Origin of the sequence: Roseibium aggregatum IAM 12614 (assembly GCF_000168975.1) — a bacterium.
GTDB lineage: Bacteria > Pseudomonadota > Alphaproteobacteria > Rhizobiales > Stappiaceae > Roseibium > Roseibium aggregatum.
On sequence record NZ_AAUW01000003.1, the window covers coordinates 1 to 22,132 of the forward strand.

Annotated in this window: 29 protein-coding genes; 21 read left to right on the forward strand and 8 right to left on the reverse strand. The window is 60.1% G+C overall.

The window, feature by feature from the left end:
- Positions 1–149: 149 nt before the first annotated feature.
- Positions 150–449 (reverse strand): GIY-YIG nuclease family protein, encoded by a 300-nt coding sequence (locus SIAM614_RS04480; RefSeq protein ID WP_006932441.1) that lies wholly within the window; start codon positions 447–449, stop codon positions 150–152.
- A 333-nt stretch (positions 450–782) separates the two neighbouring features.
- Here SIAM614_RS04480 and SIAM614_RS04485 point away from each other — a divergent pair, with 333 nt between their 5' ends.
- Positions 783–2,360 carry an APC family permease gene (locus SIAM614_RS04485; RefSeq protein ID WP_006932442.1) on the forward strand — a complete coding sequence of 526 codons (1,578 nt, stop codon included), beginning with the start codon at positions 783–785 and terminating at the stop codon, positions 2,358–2,360.
- A gap of 18 nt (positions 2,361–2,378) precedes the next feature.
- Here the strand turns inward: SIAM614_RS04485 and SIAM614_RS04490 are convergent, their stop codons facing one another.
- Positions 2,379–2,861, reverse strand: a complete 483-nt coding sequence (locus SIAM614_RS04490; protein ID WP_006932443.1) for an NUDIX hydrolase — start codon at positions 2,859–2,861, stop codon at positions 2,379–2,381.
- A 158-nt stretch (positions 2,862–3,019) separates the two neighbouring features.
- On the opposite strand from SIAM614_RS04490, the gene purB reads away from it, so the two are divergent.
- From purB to SIAM614_RS04515, 5 genes are all read left to right on the forward strand, one after another.
- Positions 3,020–4,348 carry an adenylosuccinate lyase gene (gene purB, locus SIAM614_RS04495; RefSeq protein ID WP_006932444.1) on the forward strand — a complete coding sequence of 443 codons (1,329 nt, stop codon included), beginning with the start codon at positions 3,020–3,022 and terminating at the stop codon, positions 4,346–4,348.
- Between the two features lie 228 nt (positions 4,349–4,576).
- Positions 4,577–4,978, forward strand: a complete 402-nt coding sequence (locus tag SIAM614_RS04500; RefSeq protein ID WP_006932445.1) for a DUF4260 domain-containing protein — start codon at positions 4,577–4,579, stop codon at positions 4,976–4,978.
- 3 nt (positions 4,979–4,981) lie between these two features.
- Positions 4,982–5,731 carry a metallophosphoesterase family protein gene (locus SIAM614_RS04505; RefSeq protein ID WP_006932446.1) on the forward strand — a complete coding sequence of 250 codons (750 nt, stop codon included), beginning with the start codon at positions 4,982–4,984 and terminating at the stop codon, positions 5,729–5,731.
- A 94-nt stretch (positions 5,732–5,825) separates the two neighbouring features.
- Positions 5,826–6,323 carry a BA14K family protein gene (locus SIAM614_RS33505; protein ID WP_081455183.1) on the forward strand — a complete coding sequence of 166 codons (498 nt, stop codon included), beginning with the start codon at positions 5,826–5,828 and terminating at the stop codon, positions 6,321–6,323.
- Positions 6,324–6,486: 163 nt separating this feature from the next.
- Positions 6,487–7,041 carry an RBBP9/YdeN family alpha/beta hydrolase gene (locus SIAM614_RS04515; protein WP_006932448.1) on the forward strand — a complete coding sequence of 185 codons (555 nt, stop codon included), beginning with the start codon at positions 6,487–6,489 and terminating at the stop codon, positions 7,039–7,041.
- A 6-nt stretch (positions 7,042–7,047) separates the two neighbouring features.
- Here the strand turns inward: SIAM614_RS04515 and SIAM614_RS04520 are convergent, their stop codons facing one another.
- The 3 genes from SIAM614_RS04520 to SIAM614_RS04530 form a co-directional block, all read right to left on the reverse strand.
- The gene (locus tag SIAM614_RS04520; RefSeq protein ID WP_006932449.1) at positions 7,048–7,263 is read right to left on the reverse strand and encodes a hypothetical protein; all 216 of its coding nucleotides are present in this window, start codon (positions 7,261–7,263) and stop codon (positions 7,048–7,050) included.
- 188 nt (positions 7,264–7,451) lie between these two features.
- Positions 7,452–8,258: an HpcH/HpaI aldolase family protein gene (locus SIAM614_RS04525; protein WP_006932450.1), complete on the reverse strand. Its 807-nt coding sequence runs from the start codon at positions 8,256–8,258 to the stop codon at positions 7,452–7,454.
- 237 nt (positions 8,259–8,495) lie between these two features.
- On the reverse strand, positions 8,496–8,819 hold the full coding sequence (locus tag SIAM614_RS04530) for a DUF1476 domain-containing protein (RefSeq protein ID WP_040439292.1): 324 nt from the start codon (positions 8,817–8,819) through the stop codon (positions 8,496–8,498).
- Positions 8,820–9,126: 307 nt separating this feature from the next.
- Here SIAM614_RS04530 and purC point away from each other — a divergent pair, with 307 nt between their 5' ends.
- From purC to SIAM614_RS04560, 6 genes are all read left to right on the forward strand, one after another.
- Entirely contained in the window at positions 9,127–9,891 is a 765-nt protein-coding gene (gene purC / locus SIAM614_RS04535) for a phosphoribosylaminoimidazolesuccinocarboxamide synthase (RefSeq protein WP_006932454.1), read from the forward strand.
- Positions 9,892–10,012: 121 nt separating this feature from the next.
- Complete coding sequence (locus tag SIAM614_RS04540; RefSeq protein ID WP_006932455.1) at positions 10,013–10,552, forward strand: hypothetical protein; 540 nt, start codon at positions 10,013–10,015, stop codon at positions 10,550–10,552.
- Positions 10,553–10,658: 106 nt separating this feature from the next.
- Positions 10,659–10,901, forward strand: coding sequence for a phosphoribosylformylglycinamidine synthase subunit PurS (gene purS, locus SIAM614_RS04545; protein WP_040439341.1), 243 nt, complete (start codon positions 10,659–10,661; stop codon positions 10,899–10,901).
- A gap of 28 nt (positions 10,902–10,929) precedes the next feature.
- Positions 10,930–11,037, forward strand: a complete 108-nt coding sequence (locus tag SIAM614_RS32875; RefSeq protein WP_006932457.1) for a phosphoribosylformylglycinamidine synthase-associated small membrane protein — start codon at positions 10,930–10,932, stop codon at positions 11,035–11,037.
- A gap of 18 nt (positions 11,038–11,055) precedes the next feature.
- Positions 11,056–11,721 carry a phosphoribosylformylglycinamidine synthase subunit PurQ gene (gene purQ, locus SIAM614_RS04555; protein ID WP_006932458.1) on the forward strand — a complete coding sequence of 222 codons (666 nt, stop codon included), beginning with the start codon at positions 11,056–11,058 and terminating at the stop codon, positions 11,719–11,721.
- A 20-nt stretch (positions 11,722–11,741) separates the two neighbouring features.
- Positions 11,742–11,996 carry a DUF2164 domain-containing protein gene (locus tag SIAM614_RS04560; protein WP_006932460.1) on the forward strand — a complete coding sequence of 85 codons (255 nt, stop codon included), beginning with the start codon at positions 11,742–11,744 and terminating at the stop codon, positions 11,994–11,996.
- A gap of 246 nt (positions 11,997–12,242) precedes the next feature.
- Here the strand turns inward: SIAM614_RS04560 and SIAM614_RS04565 are convergent, their stop codons facing one another.
- A complete protein-coding gene (locus SIAM614_RS04565; RefSeq protein ID WP_006932461.1) occupies positions 12,243–13,043 on the reverse strand; it encodes an AraC family transcriptional regulator in 801 nt (266 codons plus the stop codon).
- 106 nt (positions 13,044–13,149) lie between these two features.
- On the opposite strand from SIAM614_RS04565, the gene SIAM614_RS04570 reads away from it, so the two are divergent.
- Complete coding sequence (locus SIAM614_RS04570; RefSeq protein WP_006932462.1) at positions 13,150–13,686, forward strand: peroxiredoxin-like family protein; 537 nt, start codon at positions 13,150–13,152, stop codon at positions 13,684–13,686.
- Positions 13,687–13,809: 123 nt separating this feature from the next.
- Here SIAM614_RS04570 and SIAM614_RS33290 read toward each other — a convergent pair whose 3' ends face one another.
- Positions 13,810–14,049, reverse strand: a complete 240-nt coding sequence (locus SIAM614_RS33290; RefSeq protein ID WP_006932463.1) for a DUF1127 domain-containing protein — start codon at positions 14,047–14,049, stop codon at positions 13,810–13,812.
- A gap of 102 nt (positions 14,050–14,151) precedes the next feature.
- Between SIAM614_RS33290 and SIAM614_RS04580 the strand changes: the two genes are divergently transcribed.
- The 7 genes from SIAM614_RS04580 to grxD all read left to right on the forward strand — a co-directional run bounded on the left by SIAM614_RS04580 (position 14,152) and on the right by grxD (position 20,939).
- Positions 14,152–15,663: an aminotransferase-like domain-containing protein gene (locus SIAM614_RS04580; RefSeq protein WP_006932464.1), complete on the forward strand. Its 1,512-nt coding sequence runs from the start codon at positions 14,152–14,154 to the stop codon at positions 15,661–15,663.
- A gap of 22 nt (positions 15,664–15,685) precedes the next feature.
- Positions 15,686–16,150: a hypothetical protein gene (locus SIAM614_RS04585; protein WP_006932465.1), complete on the forward strand. Its 465-nt coding sequence runs from the start codon at positions 15,686–15,688 to the stop codon at positions 16,148–16,150.
- A gap of 106 nt (positions 16,151–16,256) precedes the next feature.
- Positions 16,257–16,769 carry a hypothetical protein gene (locus SIAM614_RS04590; protein WP_006932466.1) on the forward strand — a complete coding sequence of 171 codons (513 nt, stop codon included), beginning with the start codon at positions 16,257–16,259 and terminating at the stop codon, positions 16,767–16,769.
- 163 nt (positions 16,770–16,932) lie between these two features.
- Positions 16,933–17,898 carry a calcium/sodium antiporter gene (locus tag SIAM614_RS04595; RefSeq protein WP_040439343.1) on the forward strand — a complete coding sequence of 322 codons (966 nt, stop codon included), beginning with the start codon at positions 16,933–16,935 and terminating at the stop codon, positions 17,896–17,898.
- A gap of 140 nt (positions 17,899–18,038) precedes the next feature.
- Complete coding sequence (gene purL / locus SIAM614_RS04600; RefSeq protein WP_006932468.1) at positions 18,039–20,237, forward strand: phosphoribosylformylglycinamidine synthase subunit PurL; 2,199 nt, start codon at positions 18,039–18,041, stop codon at positions 20,235–20,237.
- 42 nt (positions 20,238–20,279) lie between these two features.
- Entirely contained in the window at positions 20,280–20,513 is a 234-nt protein-coding gene (locus SIAM614_RS04605; protein WP_006932469.1) for a BolA family protein, read from the forward strand.
- A 90-nt stretch (positions 20,514–20,603) separates the two neighbouring features.
- Positions 20,604–20,939 (forward strand): Grx4 family monothiol glutaredoxin, encoded by a 336-nt coding sequence (gene grxD / locus SIAM614_RS04610; RefSeq protein ID WP_006932470.1) that lies wholly within the window; start codon positions 20,604–20,606, stop codon positions 20,937–20,939.
- Between the two features lie 491 nt (positions 20,940–21,430).
- Here the strand turns inward: grxD and SIAM614_RS31865 are convergent, their stop codons facing one another.
- Positions 21,431–21,598, reverse strand: coding sequence for a hypothetical protein (locus tag SIAM614_RS31865; protein WP_157139682.1), 168 nt, complete (start codon positions 21,596–21,598; stop codon positions 21,431–21,433).
- A gap of 60 nt (positions 21,599–21,658) precedes the next feature.
- Here SIAM614_RS31865 and SIAM614_RS04615 point away from each other — a divergent pair, with 60 nt between their 5' ends.
- Positions 21,659–21,940: a hypothetical protein gene (locus SIAM614_RS04615; RefSeq protein WP_006932471.1), complete on the forward strand. Its 282-nt coding sequence runs from the start codon at positions 21,659–21,661 to the stop codon at positions 21,938–21,940.
- Positions 21,941–22,132: the final 192 nt, after the last annotated feature.

A 22,132-nucleotide genomic window follows, 5' to 3' on the forward strand; every position in this document is an offset into this window, starting at 1 on the left:
AGACTTTGAGACTTTGAGACTTTGAGACTTTGAGACTTTGAGACTTTGAGACTTTGAGACTGAGAAACAACATCCGCTTCAGCCCGTCAACACCAACACCCTCATCCTGAGGAGGACCTTAGGTCCGTCTCGAAGGATGGGCCACGAGCTCATTTCTTCGCCGTCGCTCCTCCTCGTCTCGAAAGCGCGGGAAGAAGATCGAACTCGCCTTTTATCAAGGCTTCTTTTTTGTCACGCCTCCACTCTTTCACCTGCCGTTCACAGGCAATTGCGTCCGTGAGATTCTCGAACTCGCAATTGAACACGAGTTCGACAGGTCGATAGCGAGCAGTGTAACCGTCATATATTCCCTGTTGATGTTCACTGATCCGGCTCGCGAGATCCTTACGCGTGATGCCCGTGTAGTAGCTGCCGTTCGAGCATCTGAGGATATAGAAAGTCACCTGCATTCAGATGGCATATCATGGCTATAGCAACTTATGACTGATTATTTGGAGCAAGCTGCCCATCCTTCGAGACAGCGCTTCGCGCTTCCTCAGGATGAGGTGGCGGAGGGATTGCAGGGCTCTGATGCTCTGAGACAACTTTCACCTCAGACTTCCCACACAAACACCCTCATCTTGAGGAGGACCGTCAGGTCTGTCTCGAAAGATGGGCCCAAGGCACCTTTTCCCCACGCCAGCCGGACGCATTCCAAATACTTCCGCTTCGCGTCTTTCCGTTAAGACAATCCGTCGGTTAAGCTCTCCCCGTTAAAGACTGGGGGAATCGTCTTGGCGCATATGCAACGCAGTATCGGTCTGCTGGGCCTCACTTTTGTGGCGATCAGCGGAATTCTTGGATCTGGGTGGCTGTTCGCGCCCTTGATGGCTGCCCAGGCGGCCGGGCCATCTGCCCTTATCGCCTGGATGATCGGCGGCTTCGCCATGTTGCTTCTGGCCGCCACCTTCGCGGAGATCGCGACGATCCTGCCGGTTGCAGGCGGCATCGGGCGTGTGCCGCATTTCTCCCACGGGTCGGTCGTCTCCATGACAATGGGCTGGACGGCCTGGGTCGGCTACAACACCACCGCCACCATCGAGGTGGAGGCCGTGCTGCGCTACTCCAAGAGCCTTGCGCCCTGGTTATACGGATCAGACGGGCTTCTCAGTACCGCCGGCCTGGCCGTTGCCTGCGTTCTGCTGGCGGTCTTCACCGTGCTGAACGCGTTCGGAGTTCGTTTCTTCGCCCGGATCAACACGGCGCTGACCTGGGTGAAGATCCTTGTTCCGGCCCTTCTCGCCGCAGTTATCCTCACGTCCGAATTCCGATACGCCAATTTCAGCGAATACGGCGGCTTTGCTCCGGAAGGGCTGAAAGGCATTCTGTCGGCGATTTCCACCGGCGGCGTGATCTTCGCCCTGATCGGCTTCCGCCATGTGATCGATATGGCGGGCGAGGCCCGCAATCCGAAAGTCAACGTGCCCCTGGCTCTGGTGATCAGCCTTGTGGTCTGCCTGCTGATCTACGGCGGCTTGCAGCTCGCCTTTCTTGGTGCGCTCGATCCGTCTCAGCTCAAGCAGGGCTGGGCAGCGCTCAGCTTCCCGGGAGAGCTCGGCCCGATGGCAGCTCTTGCCACTGCGGTCGGCGCGCTCTGGATCGTCAGCATTCTGGACAGCAGCGCCCGCATTTCCAGTTTCGCATCGGCGCTCGTCTCCGTCGGGTCGAACGCCCGTCTCGGCCTTGCCATGGCGCAGAACGGTCTCTTTCCCAAGTTCATGGAAACCCTGTCCGCCCGCGGTGTGCCGCTGTTTGCCCTGCTGATCAACTTCGCCGTCTCGGCGCTGTTCTTCTTCATCCTGCCGTTCAAGGAAGTGATCGCCCTCAACACGTCCTCAATCGTGCTGTCCTTCGTTGTCGGCCCCGTCGCCGTACTGGCCTTTCGGGACCTCATGTCCGACGTGCCGCGCGCCTTCGTGCTGCCGGCGGCTCCTGTCACCGGGTGCTTTGCCTTCGTGGTCGCAAGCCTGATCATCTACTGGAGCGGCTGGGACACGATGCTGCACCTTGGGCTCTGCCTGCTGATCGGTTTCGTGCTGATGATCTACCGCAACAGCCAGGGCGGTTTCGACAGCCTGGACTGGCGCGAAGCGGCCTGGCTCGCGCCCTATCTCGCAGGACTTGTGCTGCTCTCCTGGCTTGGATCCTTTGGTGGCGGTGCCGGATACCTGCCGGTCGGGCCGGACATTGTCGTGGTCTCGGCGCTGGCGGTCGCGGTCTACGTTCTGGCGGTGCGTCTGCGGCTGCGCCAGGACAAGTTCGATCTCTACATGGCCGAGGAAAAGGCAGACGAGCGGATGGAATACGGCGATACGGCGTGACGGCTTTCAGGAGCCGGATCAGCTGAACCGGCGGCCCGGCACGGTTTTCCCGGCCTGCCCCGGCAGTTTGTCCTTCAGTCCCGAGGGATAAAGTTCAAGCCCCTTGGCGGCCAGTTCATCCAGCGTGATCCAGCGGGCTGTTCCGGTGGTGTCGTCATTCACTTCGTAAATGATCGTATCCGTCCGGTAATAGCTGTTGTCGGTGAAATGGGCATGGCACAGGAAAACCACCTCATGACCCGGGACACCGTGATGATCGTAAATGTTCTCCATCACGATAAAATCGTCGAGCAGGATGATCCTTGCGCCCAGTTCTTCCAGGAACTCGCGCTGAAGCGTGTCGCGCCAGGGCTCGCCGAATTCCACCGTGCCGCCCAGCGGCCGCATTCCGGTGACGCGGCCCGTGTCGTCGCAGACATCGGACAGAAGCAACGCGTCGTCCTGCCAGATCAGGGCAAGCGCCTTCACCGAAATCGTGTTAGCTGGCCGCCAGATCGTCATCCGTGTCTCCTCAAAGACAGCCGCATCGCCTACGTGTGCACCGTAAAATTCACATTCAGGCACCGTGCTGCAAGCAAAAACCGCCTCTCCTCATTGAAGGGGCAGCGCCCCTCTGCTATTCCGCAGCCAGAATTTCCACATATGAGGTCCATTCGCCGATGATCCCGCGCTATTCCCGCCCCGATATGGTTGCCATCTGGTCGCCGGAATCGAAGTTCCGCATCTGGTTCGAGATCGAGGCACATGCCTGCGACGCTCTGGCCGAACGCGGTGTGATCCCGAAGGAAGCGGCCAAGACCATCTGGGAAAAGGGCGGCAATGCCACGTTCGACATCGACCGCATCGACGAGATCGAGCGCGAGACCAAGCACGACGTCATCGCCTTCCTGACCCATCTGGCGGAAATCGTTGGCCCGGACGCCCGTTTCGTGCACCAGGGCATGACCTCATCCGACGTGCTCGACACCTGCTTCAACGTGCAGCTGGTCAAGGCAACCGACATGCTGCTGGCCGACATGGACGCCCTGCTGGCCGCGATCAAGCGCCGGGCGATGGAGCACAAGGACACCGTCTGCATCGGCCGGTCCCACGGCATCCATGCCGAACCGGTCACCTTCGGCCTGAAGATGGCCGAAGCCTATGCCGAGTTCGACCGCTGCAAGAAGCGCCTGCTGGCCGCGCGTGAGGAAATCGCCACCTGCGCCATTTCCGGTGCGGTCGGCACCTTCGCCAACATCGACCCTGCCGTTGAAGAACATGTCGCCAAGGCCATGGGCCTTCAGGCCGAGCCGGTCTCCACCCAGGTGATCCCGCGTGACCGTCACGCCATGTATTTCGCGACCCTCGGCGTGATCGCCTCGTCCATCGAGCGCCTGGCAACCGAAGTCCGCCACCTGCAGCGCACCGAGGTTCTGGAAGCGGAAGAATTCTTCTCCAAGGGCCAGAAGGGCTCGTCGGCGATGCCGCACAAGCGCAACCCGGTGTTGACCGAAAACCTGACCGGCCTTGCCCGCATCGTCCGTGGCTTCTCTATTCCCGCAATGGAAAACGTGGCTCTCTGGCACGAGCGCGACATTTCCCATTCCTCCGTCGAGCGCATGATCGGCCCGGACGCGACCATCACCCTCGATTTCGCTCTGGCACGCCTGACCGGCGTCATCGACAAGCTGCTGGTCTATCCGGAGCGCATGATCGGCAACATGGACCGTCTCGGCGGCCTCGTGCACTCCCAGCGCATCCTGCTAGCCCTCACGCAGGCTGGCTCCTCCCGCGAGGACGCTTACCGCCTGGTTCAGCGCAATGCCATGAAAGTCTGGGACAGCTACCAGGTGGCCGGTGCTGCCTCCGTCGACTTCCTGACCGAGCTTCTCAACGACGAGGATGTCCGCAAGTATCTGTCCGAAGAAGAAATCCGTGACCGCTTCGATCTTGGCTATCACACCAAGAATGTCGACGTGATCTTCGAACGGGTCTTCGGCAAAGCCTAAACCGCCACTAAATCCTTGTCGGTTCGTCATCCCGAACGCAGCGAAGCGAAGATCCGGGATCGGAGAGCCAGGGCATAACCAACGCATTGGGGGAGCCACGGCATAGACTGTGGCTCTCCGCTCCCGGCTCGCACTTCGTTTGGCCGGGATGACATCGGAAGGCAAAAACGAAGTCAGCGATGGCCGGAGGTATTCACCTCCCTTTCCTCTTGTATCGGGAGATTGGACATGTGCGGCGAAAACTCCCTTGTTGCATGGCAGCGCATTGAGGCGCTCTTTGTTCTGATTGCTGCGCTGGTCCTTTATTTCTGGATTGGTGCCCCCTGGCTGACGTTTGTCATCCTCATTCTGGTGCCCGACCTGTCGATGCTGGGATATTTCGCCAATCCACGGATCGGCGCCCTGATCTACAATCTCTTTCACACCTACATCGGCCCTGCGCTTCTGATGGGGCTCGGGGTGATCCTCACCGATAATGATCTCGATCCCTACGCCTTCTGGGATTTTGCCCCGATTGCGATCATCTGGACGGCCCACATTGCGTTCGACCGGGTTCTGGGCTACGGCCTGAAGAGCCCGGAAGGGTTCAAGATCACCCACCTTGGCCGGATCGGCCGACAGGATAGCTGAACGATGAAAATCGCCGTTGTGTCGGACATTCACGGCAATGTCCTGGCCCTTGAAGCCGTACTGGCAGACCTGAAGCTGGAAGCGCCGGACCTGATCGTCAATCTGGGCGATTGCGTTTCCGGCCCGCTCTGGCCGGAGGAAACTGCCGCCATCCTGCGCGAGACCGCCTGGCCGACCGTGCGCGGCAACCACGACCGCGTCGTGCTGGACGATCCGCTCGACAAGATGGGACCGACCGACGTCTTCGCCGCTGAGCGTCTTACTCAGGCAAGCCGCGACTGGCTGGCAACCAGCCAGCCGACCATCCGCCTGACCGACGAGATTTTTCTGTGCCATGGCACGCCGGACAATGACGACCGCTACCTGACCGAAAAGGTGGAGGGACCGAAAGGACACTTGCCGGACGAACAGACCTTGCTGGGCGAACTGAAGGGCGAAACGGCACCTGTCGTCTGCTGCGGTCACACGCATATTCCAAGGGTCATCCGGCTGCAGAAAACCGGGCAGGTCCTGCTCAATCCCGGTAGCGTCGGCCTGCCGTCCTACGAGGATGACCACCCGCACCGTCACGTCATGGAAGCCGGCAGCCCGCATGCCCGCTATGCCCTGATGACCAACAATCACGGTGCGTGGAACTTCCAGGAGAAGATCCTGACCTATGATTGGGACGCCGCCTCAGCCGAAGCGGAAAAGAACGGGCGTCCAGGCTGGGCACGCGCGCTCAAACACGGGTTTTACGGCCCGCTTTCCTGATCAACCGCCAGTCACCATTGACCTTGCCGGACGATTTCGCGGAACTAAGCCGTGTGATCCACGTTTTATCTCTATGATGCCCATGGAGTAAGTCATGCCGATCTGGAAATCCGTTTTAAGTCACGTCGCCATAGGCGGTCTCGCGGTGGGGTTGGCTCTGCCCGCATTCGCCGCCCCCCTTCCTCTTTCTCAGCTCGCACCAACGCGCGCTCAGACGCAAACGGAGGTGCCGGCCAACGTTCTCACGGTCGACCACAGACGTGGACACAATCCGCATCGCGGCTACAACAATCAAAACGGCCGCCATTATTACAACGGTCACCGAGGGTATCGGAAATACCGCCAGGGTTACCGCCGCTACAATGGTTGGTGGTTCCCGCCGGCAGCCTTTGGCTTCGGTATCGGCGTCGCCCCCGGGCCTCGCTACGTTGCCCCGCCCCGCTATGCCGCTCCGCCGCGGTACGGCCGCGGGTACAGCCCTGCCCATTACCAATGGTGCGACCAGCGCTACAGGTCCTACCGTGCCGTGGACAACAGTTTCCAGCCCTACCACGGACCACGCCGTGCATGCGTCTCGCCCTATGGGCCGTGATGGCAGTTGAAGCTCGCCAGGCAAAGAGCCGGTCCCCAGGGCCGGCTTTTTTTTTGCATTCCCTTCAATCGTCATCCCGCCCCGCGCTTGCCGCGATTGACAAGCGCCCGGAAAAACTGCGAGACAGCGGCACATCTTCGACAGCCACGCATAGGTGTAGCCCGTGAAAATTTCAGACACCGATATTCTGCTTGTTCCCGGCTACGGCAAGACCTTGCCGGGCCATTGGCTACTGCGATGGCGCGACAAGATGGCGAACGCCCGTGTGGTGAAACAGGCCGAATTGCACCGCCCGAGCAAGAAGGAATGGCTGGAAACGCTCGTCGAGGCAGTCGATGCCGCCGAGCGGCCTGTCGTGCTTGTCGCCCATTCGCTTGGCTGCATCCTGGTTGCCCATGGCGCTCATGCGCTGAAGGGCAAGATTGCCGGCGCCTATCTGGTCGCTCCATCCGATTGGGACCGCGAGGGACTGGTGACCGAGTTCGACGGCGGTGATTTCAAGCCCATTCCGGAGCACCCGCTGCCGTTCCCGGCGCACCTTGTTGCCAGCCGGGACGATCCCTATTGCGACTACGCGCGTGCCGAGCACTTTGCCAAGGTCTGGGGCACCACCTTCCAGTATGCCGGGGCCGCAGGCCACATCAACCTGGAAAGTGGCCATGGCCCCTGGCCGGAAGGCATGATGTCCTTCGCGCATTTCATGAAGAAGTTGGGCTGACGTCGCTCAGGTCCGTGCGGAGGAGGCGTCCATCATCGCGCCGATCCGCGTCGCGACCCAGTAACTTACCGGAGCAGCAAGCGCGGCGCCTGCCGCCGCGCCGCCGACAAGCAGCAGCGCGTTGAAGTCGCCGACGCCGTAGAACGACAACGGAACCAGGGCGCCAAGGCCCGCAAGTGTCGGGCCGATGATGATGAACAGGATCAATGCCAGTTTCCACATGAGGGTCTCCCATCGGGAAAGCGGCGGTTCTCCGTCCTGAGCACCACGGTTAGCAGTGATTGATTATGAGACATAATCACCCTTGCCGTTGAAGCTCAGAACCGTCGCGGTTTCGATATTCCATTACTTGCGCAAAATGGAAACTTACAGCATTGACCCAGGTCAAGTACGTGCACGAAGATCCTGCATCAATAGCCGGCAGTCGGCCCTGCGCCGGGCTCCGAAAGCCAGGCAACCTCCTTGAGCGCACCCCGGGCGGAATGATCGAGAAAGAGCGTGTCGACCCCGTGCGACATCAACCGGAAACCCTGATTGTAGGCATCCTCGACCTTGTCGGCATTGAGGCAGAAAATCCCGGCAAGTTTGCCTGCCGCAAGCGCCCTTTTCGCAATCTCTCCGGCAACCTCTCCCGTATGGGCCCCGTTCGGGTCAAGTGACGCGCCTTTCGACAGCGCGAGAGAAAGGTCACTCGGGCCGACGAACACGCCGTCGAGACAATCGACACTCAGAATCTCGTCCAATGCGTCGATGGCGTCCTGGGTTTCGATCATGGCGAAGGCCAGGGTCTGGGCGTTGGCGTTTTCAAGATATTCGTCCCGCGTCTGCCCGCTCAGCATGGCTGCTCGGAACGGCGACCAGCTTCGCTCGCCTATCGGCGGATACTTGACGGCGCGCGCAAAGATGTCCGCGTCCCGGAAGGAATTGATCATCGGCGCGATGATGCAATCGGCCCCCATGTCGATCAGCCGCCCCGCAAGCGCGTTGTCGCCCACGGGAATGCGGACGATGCGGTGGGCTCCGGCCAGGGCAATGGCGGCCATAGCCTCGCAGGCAGAGGCAAAATCATACATGCCATGCTGAAGATCAAGCGTCACCGCCTCGTAACCCGAGCGGGCAAACAACTCCGGAACCATGGGGGCGGACAACTGGGACCAGCCGGTAATGACAGCTTTTCCGGAACGCAGCTTGTCGGCGAGAAAGGCATTTTCTGACACGGGACGTCTCCTCCGTAAGTGGAGGTATCAAATCCGTCTGCCGGCACAACCGCAAGCGCTCTTTTTGCATATCCGCGAGCTTGGTTGACGCAAAGGGAGAAGGAAATTTTCTTCATTGCAGTCGAAAGAGGATTGTCTCAGATGCAAGGTCTGCCAGAAGCCCTGGCGGAAGTCCTGCCTGACAACGCAAAAACGCCCGCCGTTTCCGGCGGGCGCTTGAAGCGTAGAAAGCTGTGATCAGCCTTCTTTCTGCAACTGGTCGATTGCCGTGTGCATCAGTTCGTCCATGGTGCGGCGTATCTGATGATCGGACTGCTCGACGTTGTTTGCGTCGAAATCTTCGCGAAGCTTGCGGAACACGTCTTCCTCGCCCGGCTCTTCGAAATCGGCCCGGACGACTTCCTTGGCGTATTCGTCGGCCTTTTCGCCTTCAAAGCCCAGAAGACCGGCCGCCCACAGCCCCAGCAACTTGTTGCGGCGTGCGGTTGCCTTGAACCGCAGCTCCTCGTCATGCACGAACTTGTTTTCAAACCCCTGCTCGCGCTTGTCGAATGTGCTCATACTCATCGTCTCCTGAACTGCGCTGATGCATTTCTCCCCATATGGGGCTGATTTGGTCTCTTGCATATCCCCGCATGGCGATCAAATCAACGCAGTACGTACACGCATGCGTCAAAAGCATAACCGCCCTGCGCACTCTCTGGAAACATAAGATTGTACTTTTGCCCGGCTTCGGTTAAGTTCCGCGCCGCAAAAGAGGGCCAGCTGCCTTTAAGCATCGGCCGGTTGACGACAAACGTCCCGGTGGATTTTCAGACAAGGTAAGCATGTCCCGTCAAAGGTTTCTCTAAAAGACACGGTATAGCCAATGAACCGCCGCCGGCGCATTTACGAAGGTAAGGGCAAGATCCTTTACGAAGGTCCTGAACCGGGAACACTGGTTCAGCACTTCAAGGACGACGCGACTGCCTTCAACAACAAGAAACACGAGATTGTTGACGGCAAAGGCGTGCTCAACAACCGGATTTCCGAATATATCTTCAACCATCTGAATGCCATCGGCATCCCGACTCACTTCATTCGCCGCCTCAACATGCGCGAACAGTTGATCCGGGAAGTCGAGATCATTCCGCTGGAAGTGGTCGTGCGCAACGTCGCCGCCGGTTCCATCGCCACCCGTCTGGGCCTGGAAGAAGGCACTCAGTTGCCGCGTTCCATCATCGAATTCTACTACAAGAACGATGAGCTCAACGACCCGATGGTTGCCGAAGAACACATCACCGCGTTCGGCTGGGCAACCCCGCAGGAACTGGACGACATGATGGCGCTCGCCATCCGCGTCAACGATTTCCTGTGCGGTCTGTTCCTGGGCGTCGGCATTCGCCTTGTCGATTTCAAGATCGAATGCGGCCGCCTGTTCGAAGGAGACATGATGCGCATCGTCGTTGCCGACGAGATTTCCCCGGACAGCTGCCGTCTGTGGGACATCGAGACCAACGACAAGATGGACAAGGACCGCTTCCGCCGCGACATGGGCGGCATGCTGGAAGCCTACCAGGAAGTTGCCAAGCGGCTGGGGATCATGATCACCAGCGAGCGCCCGGCAGGTTCCGGACCGACCCTGGTCAAGTAAGACGCGCTGCTGATGCAGTATTGACACAGGCTGGTGCAATCGCTGCAAACGGCCCTTACGTCAACATTGCAACCATCGGTATTGCCAACTATGACGCCTCCTTGTTCAACAAGGGGGCGTTATGTCTTTTAGATTTTCTTCCATTTTCAAGGCCGTATCGATTGCGCTTCTGTGCGGTTTTCTTGCAGCCTGTCAAACCACGGGCCTGAAGCCCGGCAGCATATCCTCCAGCTTTGCACCCAAGGGTTGGGCCAGTAAGCAGAACGGCAACAAGGCCGTATATGTTTGTCTGCCATCCACCTGCAAATCGCCTGAAGTTGTCGTTGTGGGTCCGATCGAGGTCGAGGGCGACACGGAATCGGCCATCCGGCAAAACCTGATCTCTGCCGAATTGATGAATGCCGTCGGCAACATTGCGAACGTGGCCTCAAAGGGTCAGGTCCGTCTCAAAACCAATCGCCGTGTCGTCACCAAATCCTATTCCGGCTTCGACATGACTACCAGGTACCGGACGGACAAAGGCAACGTCTATGTCGCCGCACGCCTCATCATTCAAAACGACCGCGGCAGCACCGTTGCCTCCTTTGCGACATCAAGCTCCAGGGCAAAGGCAAATCTCGACCGCTTCCTGAAGCAGACAACGATCAAGCGCGTGCCGTAAATCGCAGGTTTTCTGCACACAGGCCTTTCGCAAATGGGGCTCCTCGTGTATGGGGAGCCCCAAAGTCATTCAACTGCAGAATCTGCAGTCTGCTGCGGGGATCCCAATCATGAAAGCACGTGTGATCGTCACCCTGAAAAACGGTGTACTCGATCCTCAGGGAAAAGCCATCGAAGGCGCGCTCGGCGGCCTCGGCTTCGGCGACGTCGGCTCCGTTCGTCAGGGCAAGGTGTTCGATGTCGAACTGACCGGTACCGACAAGGCAGCCGCCAAGGCTGAGCTGGAGCAGATGTGCGAAAAGCTGCTCGCCAACACCGTCATCGAGAACTACGCGATCGAGATCGCCTGACCGACACTTCGACACCGGGGCACCGCCGATGGATGACGACACCCGCAAGGCCCTGATCTTCATGGCCACCAAAGCGGCGATATTCATTCTGGTGCCCGCAATCGCGGCCCTGATTGCCGTACTTGTTCTGCTCTGAACCGACTGGATTGCCCATATGAAAACCGCAGTCATCGTTTTCCCCGGCTCCAACCGCGACCGTGACATGTTCCACGCTCTGGAACTGATCACCGGAACCAGGCCGCAGAGCGTCTGGCACACGGAAAGCACCCTGCCGGATGTGGATCTCGTGGTTGTTCCCGGCGGCTTTTCCTACGGCGACTATCTGCGCTCCGGTGCGATTGCCGCCCGTTCCCCGATCCTCAAGGACCTCGTGGCCAAGGCCGACAGCGGCGTCGCTGTGCTCGGTGTCTGCAACGGGTTCCAGATCCTGACCGAGGCCGGCCTGCTGCCGGGTGCCCTGATGCGCAACGCCGGGCTCACCTTCGTCTGCCGCGAAGTCCTGATGGAAACCGTCAACACCGCGACAAGGTTCTCCTCGAAATTCGAAAAGGGCCAGGTCTGGCGCTGCCCGGTGGCCCATCACGACGGCAACTACTTTGCCGACGCCGACACGCTGAAACAGATCGAGGACAATGGTCAGGTCGTCTTCCGCTACGCGGGCGGCACCAATCCGAACGGCTCCCTCAACGACATTGCCGGCATCACCAATGCCAAGGGCAACGTCCTCGGCATGATGCCGCATCCGGAAAACCTGATCGAACCGATCAATGGCGGTCTTGACGGCCGCCTGCTGTTTGAAAGCCTGCTGGAAGCAGCCTGAAAACCATCCGGGAGGCGGGCATGACAGACCTGACACTCGACAAGGACGCCAGAACCCGCCTCGCCTCCGAGATCAAGCATTATCTCGAAACCGATCTGGATATCGACATCGGCAACATGGACGCCGAATTGCTTATCGATTTCCTGACGCCGTCTCTGGGGGCCAGGTTCTACAACCTGGGCCTCAAGGACGCCCAGGCCCTGCTCGCCCGCAAGGTCGACGACATCAACGACGAACTCTACGCCCTGGAAAAACCAGTTCAGGATCGCGGCTAAACTTCAGGGGACGCTGCGGCGTGAAGAAGCCCGTCCACTCCGATTTCCGCAAGGCCTGGCGCCTTCAGTCCCCACTCTCCTTGTCATCCCCGCGCAGGCGGGGATCCAGTAACCGACCGCCTCAGCCGCCTTGCCCCATCCCGTCAGCTCCGGCGGATACTGGATACCGGTCTTGGCGCTGCGCACCAAACCGGGATGACAAATACAGAGGCTTATGAGGCTACTGAAGCTCAGGGAGTAGCCGGTTCAAGCCGCCTGGCTGCGCTTTTGCTTGGGGGAGTAGCCGAACCGGCGGGAGAAGGCTCTGGAAAAGGCTGCGGGGCTTGCGAAGCCGCAGAGGCTGGCGACGGCCTTGACCTGCCTGCCGGTTTCCAGCTCGGAGCGGGCAATGTCCAGCCGCCAGTTGGAGAGATAGCCCATGGGCGTTGTGCCGACGAGTTCCTTGAAGGTCACCGCGAACTGCGTGCGCGACATGCCGGCCGTCTCGGCCAGCTTTTCCAGCGTCCAGGGTTCTCCGGGCACCTCGTGGATCGCCACCAGCGCGGCTGCGATCCGCGGGTTTGCCAGACCGTTCAAGAGGCCTGTATCGGCCTTCCCCTCCTCCATGGCGTGACGCAGCAGCCGGATCACGACAACTTCGCATAAACGCTGGAACGCGGCCTGCCCGCCACATCTGGGCATGGTGGCTTCCTCGATCAGCGGTGTCACCACGGCAGAGAGAAAGGGATCTTCCGTCATTTGCACGGAAATGCAGTCCGGCAAGGCACTGATGAGCTGCCTGCCGACACCGGAGATCGTGATCCGGGCTGCAACAAGCGGCGTCTCATCGCTGGCGGGCTCCATGCCGCAAAGCGTTCCCTTCCCATCCCGCACAGGACAAAAGACAAGCCTCAGCCCTCTCACCGGGCTGTCGTAGATCCTCAGATTGGAATCGCTGCCGTCCGCGTCCGCGGTCAATGAGATGTCCACCTGCACGCGAAGTCGGTCGATGAGCGAAGACAGCCGGTCCAGTCTGCCATTGAAGGACGTTCGATAGGGGGCCGGCATTTCCGTACTCCTGAGCATTTTTTATGAATGTTTATGGAGCTTTCGTTCACTACCTTACAGCTATTCGCAGGGAAATGGAAAGCCTGCCCAGCCAAATGAGGAAAACATGCTTGTTCCACGCCAACCCGTTCCCGGCCTGACGGTCGAAACACTGAGCTCCGGATCCTTCGATCTGTCCAAGGATAACGCCGATTTCGCAACGCTTGTCGTTTTCTACCGGGGCCTGCATTGCCCGATCTGCGCAACCTACCTGAAAGAACTGGGCCGACTGACCGCCGATTTCGCGGCAAAGGGCGTCAAGACCATTGCGATTTCTTCGGACGACAGGGATCGCGCGGAAAAAATGGCGGAAAAAGTCGGCCATGCGGATCTGCGTTTCGGCTACGGCCTGCCGCTCACTGTCGCAAGAGAATGGGGGCTATACGTTTCCACCAGCCGTGGCACCACCTCGATCGGCATCGACGAGCCGGCGCTGTTTTCAGAACCCGGCGTCTTTCTGGTGAAATCGGACGGCACGCTTTACTTCGCCTCCGTCCAGACCATGCCTTTCGTGCGCCCGCACTTCCAGGAAATGGTCGGTGCGCTCGATTTCGTTCAGAAGAACGAGTATCCGGCACGCGGCGAATATACCGGCGCAGTCTGACGGCGCCTTTACACGGGCCTCAAAACAAGGATGCCGGACACGGGCTGCATCGTGTCCGGCATCAACAAAGACTTGCCAGGGGAAGCAGGTCCTTGTCCGTGGGGATCGGTAGCGATCTCCGCATCAATAGCGGCCCTTGCGCCGGCTTTCGGTATCCCAGAACGGACGCATTGCCTCGGCCAGCGCAGCCTCCCGGGTCAGTCCGAGGTCCTCAAGGGCCGCGTCTGACAATTCCAGAAGTTCCAGGCGGGTCCGGCGTCTCACAAACCATTCCCTCAGATATCTGAAAGCCGTTCTGGCGAGACCGCCGGGGATCCGGAGCCGCGATATCGGGCGCCCGGATATTGTTTCGATTGAACTCATTTAAGTCATCTCCAGGGTGACAATTACATCAATTGGACGCATTGTAGCGCTACAATCATATGAATTGACTCTGTTTGGGATGCAATATATTAAATTGTCACCATGACAAATTGGCACCCAGAGATTCCCGAGGGCCAAGGCCCGCTCTACATCCGGCTGGCGGACCGCATCGCCGAGGACATCGCCACCGGCGCGCTTGGTGCCGGCTCCAAACTGCCGCCGCAGCGCGACCTCGCCTACGATCTCGGCGTCACCGTCGGCACGATCGGCCGCGCCTATGCGCTGATCCGACAGCGTGGTCTCGTCAGCGGGGAAGTCGGGCGCGGCACCTTCGTTCTCGGCAGCACGTACGATCCGACGCTTGAAGAAGACACCAAGCCCGATCTCGACCGGCCCACACATCAGACCAACGGCTCTGTGGCACAGAACATATCCGCCTCTTCCTGGACCCAGGGTGCGATGCACGTGCCGAAGGACGTCGCCTTTGGCGGAACCCGGGTCATGGTGCCCTCTCCAGAGGCAATCCGCTTCGACAGCACGTCCGCACCCGAGATCGGTCAGGCTGCCGTTATCGGACGGCTGACGGCCGACATCACCCGTGAGGCGCCATACGAAATTGCCAGCTACACCCGCTCCGTGCCCGAAAGCTGGCGCCAGGCGGGGCGCATCTGGCTGTCTCGCGCCGGATGGCAACCGCCGGAAGGCAGCATCGTGCCGACGACAGGCGCCCAGGCGGCGATCATGGCCATCATCGCGGCCACGACCGCCCCAGGCGATCAGGTCGCCTTTGAGGAACTGACCTACAGTTCGATTGCCCGTGGTGCGGCTCTCTCCGGCAGGCGGCCGGTCCAGATCGCGCGCGATGACGAAGGCCCCCTGCCCGAAGATCTCGTCCGCGTCTGCGCTCAGAAGCACCCGAAGCTGCTGTTCGTGATGCCGACCATGCATAACCCGACCCTCGGCATGATGGGCGAACAGCGCCGCGCGGACATTGTGACCATTGCCCGCCAGTACAATCTCTGGATCATCGAGGACGAGGTCTACGGGTCCTTGCGCGAAACCTCACCGCCCCCGCTCGCCGCACTGGCGCCAGAGCGCACGTTTCACGTCGGCTCGTTGTCGAAATCCGTCACCGCCGGCGTGCGCGGCGGCTGGGTTTCCAGCCCGTTGTCGCACGCACAGCGGATCTACACCGCCCACAAGATGCTGACCGGCGGCATATCCTTTCTCCTGTCGGAACTGTCCACCCGGCTGGTTCTGTCCGGCGCCGCAGACGAAATCCGCGGGAAAATTCTTGCCGAAGTCTCCGCCCGGTTCGAATTGGTGCAGAAGTATCTCGGCGCCTACGACATGTGCGCCGCCGCAGATGCACCGTTTCTGTGGCTCAAGGTGCCCGAACCCTGGCTGTCCGGCACCTTCAAGGCGGCCGCCGCTGCCGCCAATGTGCTGGTCGATGATGAGGACGAATTCAAGACCGGCCGGTCCGGCAAGGTCTATCACCGCGTACGCATCGGCATCACCAACCCGATGACCCGGGCAGAGACCGCCAAGGGCCTGCTGATCCTGCAAAATTTGCTGGAAGACAGCGGAGCCTGCTACGACAGTTTCGAATAGAGACCTTTGAAGGCAGAAAAATATGCCGGAAACCAGTTTGCCCTTCGTCATCCTTCCGGTCTTCTTCGTCGTCTTCGCCCTGTTCTGGTCGCTGATTGTCTTCGTGATTGCCCAGACCGGCGGCTGGTCCGGGCTGGCGAACGCCTATCCCGCCACCGAAAAACCGGAAGGCCGAAGCTGGAACTGGCGAACCATCAGGTTCGGGCTCTTCGGCAACTACCGCAACAGTGTGAACGTGTCCCTGTCCGACGCTGGTCTCTACATGTGCCCGATCTTTCTCTTCAGGATCGGCCACAAGCCGATCCTCATACCCTGGAAAGCTGTTTCGGATACCCACCGGCGCGACCTGTGGTTTGCGCAGACACTCACGCTAGCGGTACCTCTGACCGGCAGCGGCGAAGAGAGACGGGTGTCCTTCTACGGCGCAGAATTCGTCGACGCGATCGAGGACTGCCTGAGACGTAACGGCAATGCTCTCTACCGGTGAAAACCACGACTGACCGGCCAGCCTGACGGCGCATGAACCGGGATCACGTTTTTCTTGTCCCGCACCCGCTCTGCTGCCAATGTGAGCTGGTGACCTGGAGGGTGCAATGACAGGGTCTGTGCCGTTGTGGGTGAAACTGGCCGGCGTGGCGGCTGCAGTCTATTGCATTGCCGTCTTTGGCGCCCTTTACCGCTACAACCAGTCCATCCTGGCAAATGCCAGCTTTGCCGAAATCACCGGTGGCGGTTTCATCTACAATTACCGCATTGCCGACATCCGGGCTGGCATCACGGTTGGTCTCGTCAAGCCGCTGCCGCTTGGAACCCGGCTCGTTGCCGAATTCGAACGCCCGCAGGGTGGCAAGATCGAGATCGAGAAGGCCGTTTCCCATGCCAGACGCAACTACAGTTTCGAAACGCCGTCGCTGAGCGATGTCGAAGCCGACCGCACTTATACCGCCGTTCTTCACGTCTTGGATGCCAAGACGGGTCAGGAGATCGAGCAACACGAAAAGGGCCTGAAGAGCGGCGTTGCGCCAAAGGCCATGCCCACCAAGGCACTGACCATCGGTCCCGGCTATCACATCAACCCGGAAATCCAGCCGGCACCGAAGGGGTGAACCGGCCGGTCGTTCTGAAAACGGCACCAGACGGCGCTTGAAGTCTCGAAAGTGACGCTATTTTCCGTGCCACGCGAAAAAAGTCTGCGCGGCATTGCCCTGGCCATTGTGCAGCGCAATCACGCACACCATCTGCCAGCAACGTGTCCTCGGGATCTCCAAAATGACTGTCTTTGAAATTGCGCTCGGCCTCGTGCTTCTGGTTGCCGGCGGTGACGTGCTGGTGCGCGGATCTGTTGGCCTTGCCAAGCGCTTCGGCCTGTCGGAACTCCTGATCGGCCTCGTTCTGGTCGGCTTCGGCACCTCGACGCCTGAACTGATGACCAGCGTGCTGGCGGCACTCGACGGCTCTGCCGGTATTGCGGTCGGCAATGTGGCAGGCTCCAACATCGCCAACATTCTGCTCATACTGGGTCTGACAGCCGTGATCTGTCCCTTGCGGGTGGAACCCGCGGCGCTGTTGCGCGATGGGCCGGCGAACCTGCTGGCGGCTCTTGCCTTTACCGGCCTTTCAATAACCGGCTTCATCGGGCGCGAAGCCGGAGTTGCACTGGTGCTGACGCTCGCAGCCTATCTCGTCCTCACCTACCGGATGGAAAAGGGCACGCACACACCCTCGGCCGAGCTGCACAGGGGCGAAGTCCAACTGGTGGCTCCGCCCGCCTGGAAGACCAGCCTGCTGCTCAGTCTGGTTATGGCGTTCGGCGGGCTCGTGATGATCCTCGGCGGCGCGCATTTTCTGGTGGCAGGCGCCACGCGTCTGGCGCAGGCGGCAGGCATCAGCGATGCCGTCATCGGCGTCACCATTGTTGCTGTCGGCACGTCCCTGCCGGAACTGGTAACGTCCGTCATTGCCGCCCTGAAGCGGCAGACGGATATCGCCCTTGGCAACATCCTGGGATCGAACCTTTTCAACATCCTCGGCATTCTGGGCGTGACCGCGCTTGTCTCGCCCTTGCAGGTGCCGCAGGAAATCATGCAGCTCGACATCTGGGTGCTGCTGGGTGCCACGGCGATTCTCCTGGTCTTTTCCATGAGCGGTTGGCGGATTTGCCGGCGCGAAGGGGCAGTCATGCTGTTCGCTTATGGGGCCTACACCACCGTAGTCCTGACAAAGGCCCTTGGATGATGCCAATTTATCGGATTTTCTTGGCACTCCGAGGCTCCCCATTTCGCGGACAATCTGCTAAACGGCGGCATCATCGTCTGCCCGTGCTGTCGCGGCCCCACCCATTGGCCAAAAACATTGGCCAAAAACAGTGAAACGTCATGATCCCGAACGACATCAAGATCACGCCCGACCTGATTGCTTCCCACGGCCTGAAGCCGGATGAATATGAACGCATCCTGGAGCTGATCGGCCGCGAGCCGACCTTCACCGAACTGGGCATCTTTTCCGCCATGTGGAACGAGCACTGCTCGTATAAATCCTCCAAGAAATGGCTGAAAACCCTGCCGACCGAGGGACCGCGCGTGCTGCAGGGCCCGGGTGAAAACGCCGGCGTGGTCGATATCGGCGATGGCCAGGCCGTGGTCTTCAAGATGGAAAGCCACAACCACCCGTCCTACATCGAGCCCTACCAGGGTGCGGCGACCGGTGTCGGCGGCATTCTGCGCGATGTCTTCACCATGGGCGCACGTCCGGTGGCAGCCATGAACGCCCTGCGCTTTGGCGAACCCGATCATCCGCGCACCCGGCACCTCGTTTCCGGCGTCGTTTCCGGTGTTGGCGGCTACGGCAACTCCTTCGGCGTTCCGACCGTCGGCGGCGAAGTCGAGTTCCATGCCCGTTATAACGGCAACTGCCTGGTCAATGCCTTCGCCGCAGGCCTTGCCAAGTCCGATGCCATCTTCCTGGCCAAGGCCGAAGGCGTCGGCCTGCCGGTCGTCTATCTGGGCGCCAAGACCGGTCGCGACGGTGTCGGCGGCGCGACCATGGCCTCGGCAGAATTCGACGACACGATCGAGGAAAAGCGCCCCACCGTTCAGGTCGGCGATCCTTTCACCGAAAAATGCCTGCTGGAAGCCTGCCTTGAGCTGATGGAAACAGGCGCGGTCATCGCCATTCAGGACATGGGCGCTGCCGGCCTCACCTGTTCGGCCGTTGAAATGGGCGCCAGTGGCGACCTTGGCATCGAGCTGGACCTGGACAAGGTTCCGGTGCGCGAAGAGCAGATGAGCGCCTACGAGATGATGCTTTCGGAAAGCCAAGAGCGCATGCTCATGGTGCTGCGTCCGGAAAAGGAACACGAAGCCGAGGCCATCTTCAAGAAATGGGGCCTCGACTTCGCCATCGTCGGCAAGACCACCGATACGCTGCGCTTCATCGTCAAGCACCAGGGCGAAGTGGTTGCCGATCTGCCGATCAAGGAACTCGGCGACGAAGCTCCCGAATATGACCGTCCCTGGGTCGAGCCGAAGAAGCGTCCCGTTCTGTCGCCTTCTGAAATCGAGGAACCGGCGGATTATGCCGAAGCCCTCAAGACCCTGGTCGGCAACGCCAACGGCTCGTCCCGCCGCTGGGTCTATGAACAATACGACACGCTGATCCAGGGCAACTCGGCCGCTACGCCGGGCGGTGATGCCGGTGTCATTCGCGTGGAAGGCACCCGCAAGGGCCTGTCCTTCTCCGTCGACGTGACCCCGCGCTACTGCGAGGCAGACCCGTTCGAAGGCGGCAAGCAGGCGGTTGCCGAAGTGTGGCGCAACCTGACCGCTGTCGGGTCCGAGCCCCTTGCGGCGACCGACAACCTGAATTTCGGCAACCCGGAAAAGCCGGAAATCATGGGCCAGTTCGTCGGCTGCATCAAAGGCATCGGCGAAGCCTGCCGGGAACTCGACTTCCCGATCGTTTCCGGCAACGTCTCTCTCTACAACGAGACCCATGGCGAAGCGATCCTGCCGACCCCGGCTATTGGCGGTGTCGGCCTGCTGCCGGACGTTACGGTGCGCGCCGGTGCGGCCTTTGTAAACGAAGGTGACGCAATCCTGCTCATCGGTGGCAATGGCACCCATCTGGGTGCCTCCCAGTATCTCGCCGATATTCTCGGCCGTGAGGAAGGTGCACCGCCGCCGGTCGACCTGGCCGCCGAAAAGCGGCGTGGCACGCTGGTTCGCCAGTTGATCGGCGCGGCCCGTGTGACGGCTGTCCATGACATTTCCTCAGGTGGCCTGGGTGTCGCGCTGGCCGAAATGGCGATGGCGAGCGGCATCGGCGCAAAGGTCAAGATTGATGGCCCGGCTCATGCGGCGCTCTTCGGCGAAGACCAGGGCCGGTATGTCGTTACGGTTGCCGAGGACAAGCTGGAAGCCGTTCTGGAAGACATTCTGGACGGCGGCGTCGATGTTCAACAGATCGGCACAACCGGGGGCACGGATTTGACTGTTGAGGGCATCCTCACCATATCCGTTGCAAACTTGAAGAAAGCGCACGAAGATTGGTTCCCGAATTACATGGCAACGGCATAAGCCGTTTGACCTTCAGGAACTTAACAACAGGACGGACGCACGATGCCGATGAACGCAAATGAGATCGAGACCCTGATCAAGGCAGCCCTGCCCGATGCTCAGGTCGAGATCCGGGATTTGGCTGGAGACGGTGATCACTATGCGGCGAATGTCGTCTCGGAATCGTTCCGGGGCAAAAGCCGCGTGCAACAGCACCAACTGGTTTACGAGGCGCTGAAGGGAAACATGGGCGGCGCTTTGCACGCCCTCGCCCTTCAGACCAAGGCACCGGATTGAGCTGACACATTGCCGCGCAGACAGCGCGCGCACTTGAACACGCCGCCTTAATTCGCCAGATAAGCGGCAAAGACACAAAGGACGGACCCCATGAGCATCCAGGACTGGATCAAGAACGAAGTCGACACCAACGACGTTGTGCTTTTCATGAAAGGCACGCCGAACTTCCCGCAGTGCGGTTTCTCCGGTCAGGTCGTGCAGATCCTCGACTATGTCGGTGCCCCGTACAAAGGCATCAACGTTCTGGAAGACGACGACCTGCGCCAGGGCATCAAGGAATTCACCAACTGGCCGACGATCCCGCAGCTTTACGTGAAGGGTGAATTCGTCGGCGGCTGCGACATCATCCGTGAAATGTTCCAGAACCAGGAACTGCAGGGCCTTCTGACCGAAAAAGGCATTGCGACCACGCAGCAGACCGCCTGAGCCTGAATCGATTTCTGAAGACAGCTTTCCAAGGGGCGGTTCTACCGCCCCTTTTTCGTGTCTGCGGTGTTTCCTGCGACAGCGATAATTCGGAAATGGAGAGCCAGGCTGTGGGGTGAACTTACCCGCAACTGTGACCAATGACGGCTCCCCGATCCCGGATCGCGCTTCGCTTGTCCGGGATGACGAAAGTGAGGGAGAGGTTCGGGCGACGGTTCGAGATGCGCTTGTCGAGCGTGTTGAGTTGCCCCTCCCCCTCCCGTCATTCCGGACAAGAGAGGCACCGCCGAACGCCGATCCGGAATCCAGACATATTTCGCGCCAGAGGCGCGGCCTTGCTTTGAAATAAAGAGTTCGCTTTGCTCACGATGACATCTGGTTTCCGGATTGGCGCGCAGCTTCGCTGCACTAGTCCGGAATGACGGAAGCGGAACGACGGGTGCCACGTGACACTCCGGAATCAGCTCACTGGAGCACCGGAACGATACCAATCAGCCTCCCGACCCCGTCAAAGCCGTCAGGATTTGCGGTTTATCCAATGCTAACACGAATCGATTGCGGTCGAATTTAGGCAGCGCCTCGGCAAATTTTGCCGAATCACCTAAGCTGAACGCAAGGTGAATGCGGATTTCAGGGTGAGTACAGGTGCGTTCCGCCATTCTCCGACCATATCGCAGGGCTCCAACGAACAACGGAGCCGGGAAATGGGACCGGGGACTATGAACAAGATTGCAGTTGCTGCCACCTCCACTTTCGTTCTGGCACTTGTCGGAGCCGGCGTCGTTCTGTCTGGCGGCGTCAGGACAGACAGCGAGCTGCGCCGGGTTGAATGCCAGGCCCTCACCATGTTCACACCGGCCAGAAGCAAGAGCGCCGAAGAGCTTTGCGCCAACTACGGCGGTGTTGCGCTGAAGGATGCCGAGCCCAGCAAGCAAGGCCTGGTGATTCTCGTCCGCAACCAGCCGATGGGCGGCTTCGATGGTGAAAACACCGTTCGCTAAATTCTGCCGATAAACACTCTGATCGATTGCGTCAGGCGCCGACTTGAGCGGATCATGCCACCACGCCTGATTGACGTTCCCCGAAGCGCGACCTCATCCAGGCAAGGACATCATGATCCCTCTCAACGGATGATCGGCAAACGCCGGGCAACCTGGGCTCTCCCGGGGAACAACCGGTCACTGCTCGGTCGC

Bases quoted from the DNA above. Each gene is read 5' to 3' on its own strand.
- SIAM614_RS33505 (WP_081455183.1), top strand. From the start codon at position 5,826: ATGCCGATCTGGAAATCCGTTTTAAGTCACGTCGCCATAGGCGGTCTC.
- SIAM614_RS04565 (WP_006932461.1), bottom strand. From the start codon at position 13,043: ATGCCGGCCCCCTATCGAACGTCCTTCAATGGCAGACTGGACCGGCTG.
- SIAM614_RS04585 (WP_006932465.1), top strand. From the start codon at position 15,686: ATGCCGGAAACCAGTTTGCCCTTCGTCATCCTTCCGGTCTTCTTCGTC.
- SIAM614_RS04615 (WP_006932471.1), top strand. From the start codon at position 21,659: ATGAACAAGATTGCAGTTGCTGCCACCTCCACTTTCGTTCTGGCACTT.
- SIAM614_RS04570 (WP_006932462.1), top strand. From the start codon at position 13,150: ATGCTTGTTCCACGCCAACCCGTTCCCGGCCTGACGGTCGAAACACTG.
- SIAM614_RS04595 (WP_040439343.1), top strand. From the start codon at position 16,933: ATGACTGTCTTTGAAATTGCGCTCGGCCTCGTGCTTCTGGTTGCCGGC.
- SIAM614_RS31865 (WP_157139682.1), bottom strand. From the start codon at position 21,598: ATGGCGGAACGCACCTGTACTCACCCTGAAATCCGCATTCACCTTGCG.
- grxD (WP_006932470.1), top strand. From the start codon at position 20,604: ATGAGCATCCAGGACTGGATCAAGAACGAAGTCGACACCAACGACGTT.
- SIAM614_RS04530 (WP_040439292.1), bottom strand. From the start codon at position 8,819: ATGAGCACATTCGACAAGCGCGAGCAGGGGTTTGAAAACAAGTTCGTG.
- SIAM614_RS32875 (WP_006932457.1), top strand. From the start codon at position 10,930: ATGGATGACGACACCCGCAAGGCCCTGATCTTCATGGCCACCAAAGCG.
- purC (WP_006932454.1), top strand. From the start codon at position 9,127: ATGAACCGCCGCCGGCGCATTTACGAAGGTAAGGGCAAGATCCTTTAC.
- SIAM614_RS04480 (WP_006932441.1), bottom strand. From the start codon at position 449: ATGCAGGTGACTTTCTATATCCTCAGATGCTCGAACGGCAGCTACTAC.
- SIAM614_RS04580 (WP_006932464.1), top strand. From the start codon at position 14,152: ATGACAAATTGGCACCCAGAGATTCCCGAGGGCCAAGGCCCGCTCTAC.
- SIAM614_RS33290 (WP_006932463.1), bottom strand. From the start codon at position 14,049: ATGAGTTCAATCGAAACAATATCCGGGCGCCCGATATCGCGGCTCCGG.
- SIAM614_RS04485 (WP_006932442.1), top strand. From the start codon at position 783: ATGCAACGCAGTATCGGTCTGCTGGGCCTCACTTTTGTGGCGATCAGC.
- SIAM614_RS04540 (WP_006932455.1), top strand. From the start codon at position 10,013: ATGTCTTTTAGATTTTCTTCCATTTTCAAGGCCGTATCGATTGCGCTT.
- SIAM614_RS04500 (WP_006932445.1), top strand. From the start codon at position 4,577: ATGTGCGGCGAAAACTCCCTTGTTGCATGGCAGCGCATTGAGGCGCTC.
- SIAM614_RS04520 (WP_006932449.1), bottom strand. From the start codon at position 7,263: ATGTGGAAACTGGCATTGATCCTGTTCATCATCATCGGCCCGACACTT.
- SIAM614_RS04490 (WP_006932443.1), bottom strand. From the start codon at position 2,861: ATGACGATCTGGCGGCCAGCTAACACGATTTCGGTGAAGGCGCTTGCC.
- SIAM614_RS04560 (WP_006932460.1), top strand. From the start codon at position 11,742: ATGACAGACCTGACACTCGACAAGGACGCCAGAACCCGCCTCGCCTCC.
- SIAM614_RS04505 (WP_006932446.1), top strand. From the start codon at position 4,982: ATGAAAATCGCCGTTGTGTCGGACATTCACGGCAATGTCCTGGCCCTT.
- purQ (WP_006932458.1), top strand. From the start codon at position 11,056: ATGAAAACCGCAGTCATCGTTTTCCCCGGCTCCAACCGCGACCGTGAC.
- purL (WP_006932468.1), top strand. From the start codon at position 18,039: ATGATCCCGAACGACATCAAGATCACGCCCGACCTGATTGCTTCCCAC.
- purB (WP_006932444.1), top strand. From the start codon at position 3,020: ATGATCCCGCGCTATTCCCGCCCCGATATGGTTGCCATCTGGTCGCCG.
- SIAM614_RS04590 (WP_006932466.1), top strand. From the start codon at position 16,257: ATGACAGGGTCTGTGCCGTTGTGGGTGAAACTGGCCGGCGTGGCGGCT.
- SIAM614_RS04605 (WP_006932469.1), top strand. From the start codon at position 20,280: ATGCCGATGAACGCAAATGAGATCGAGACCCTGATCAAGGCAGCCCTG.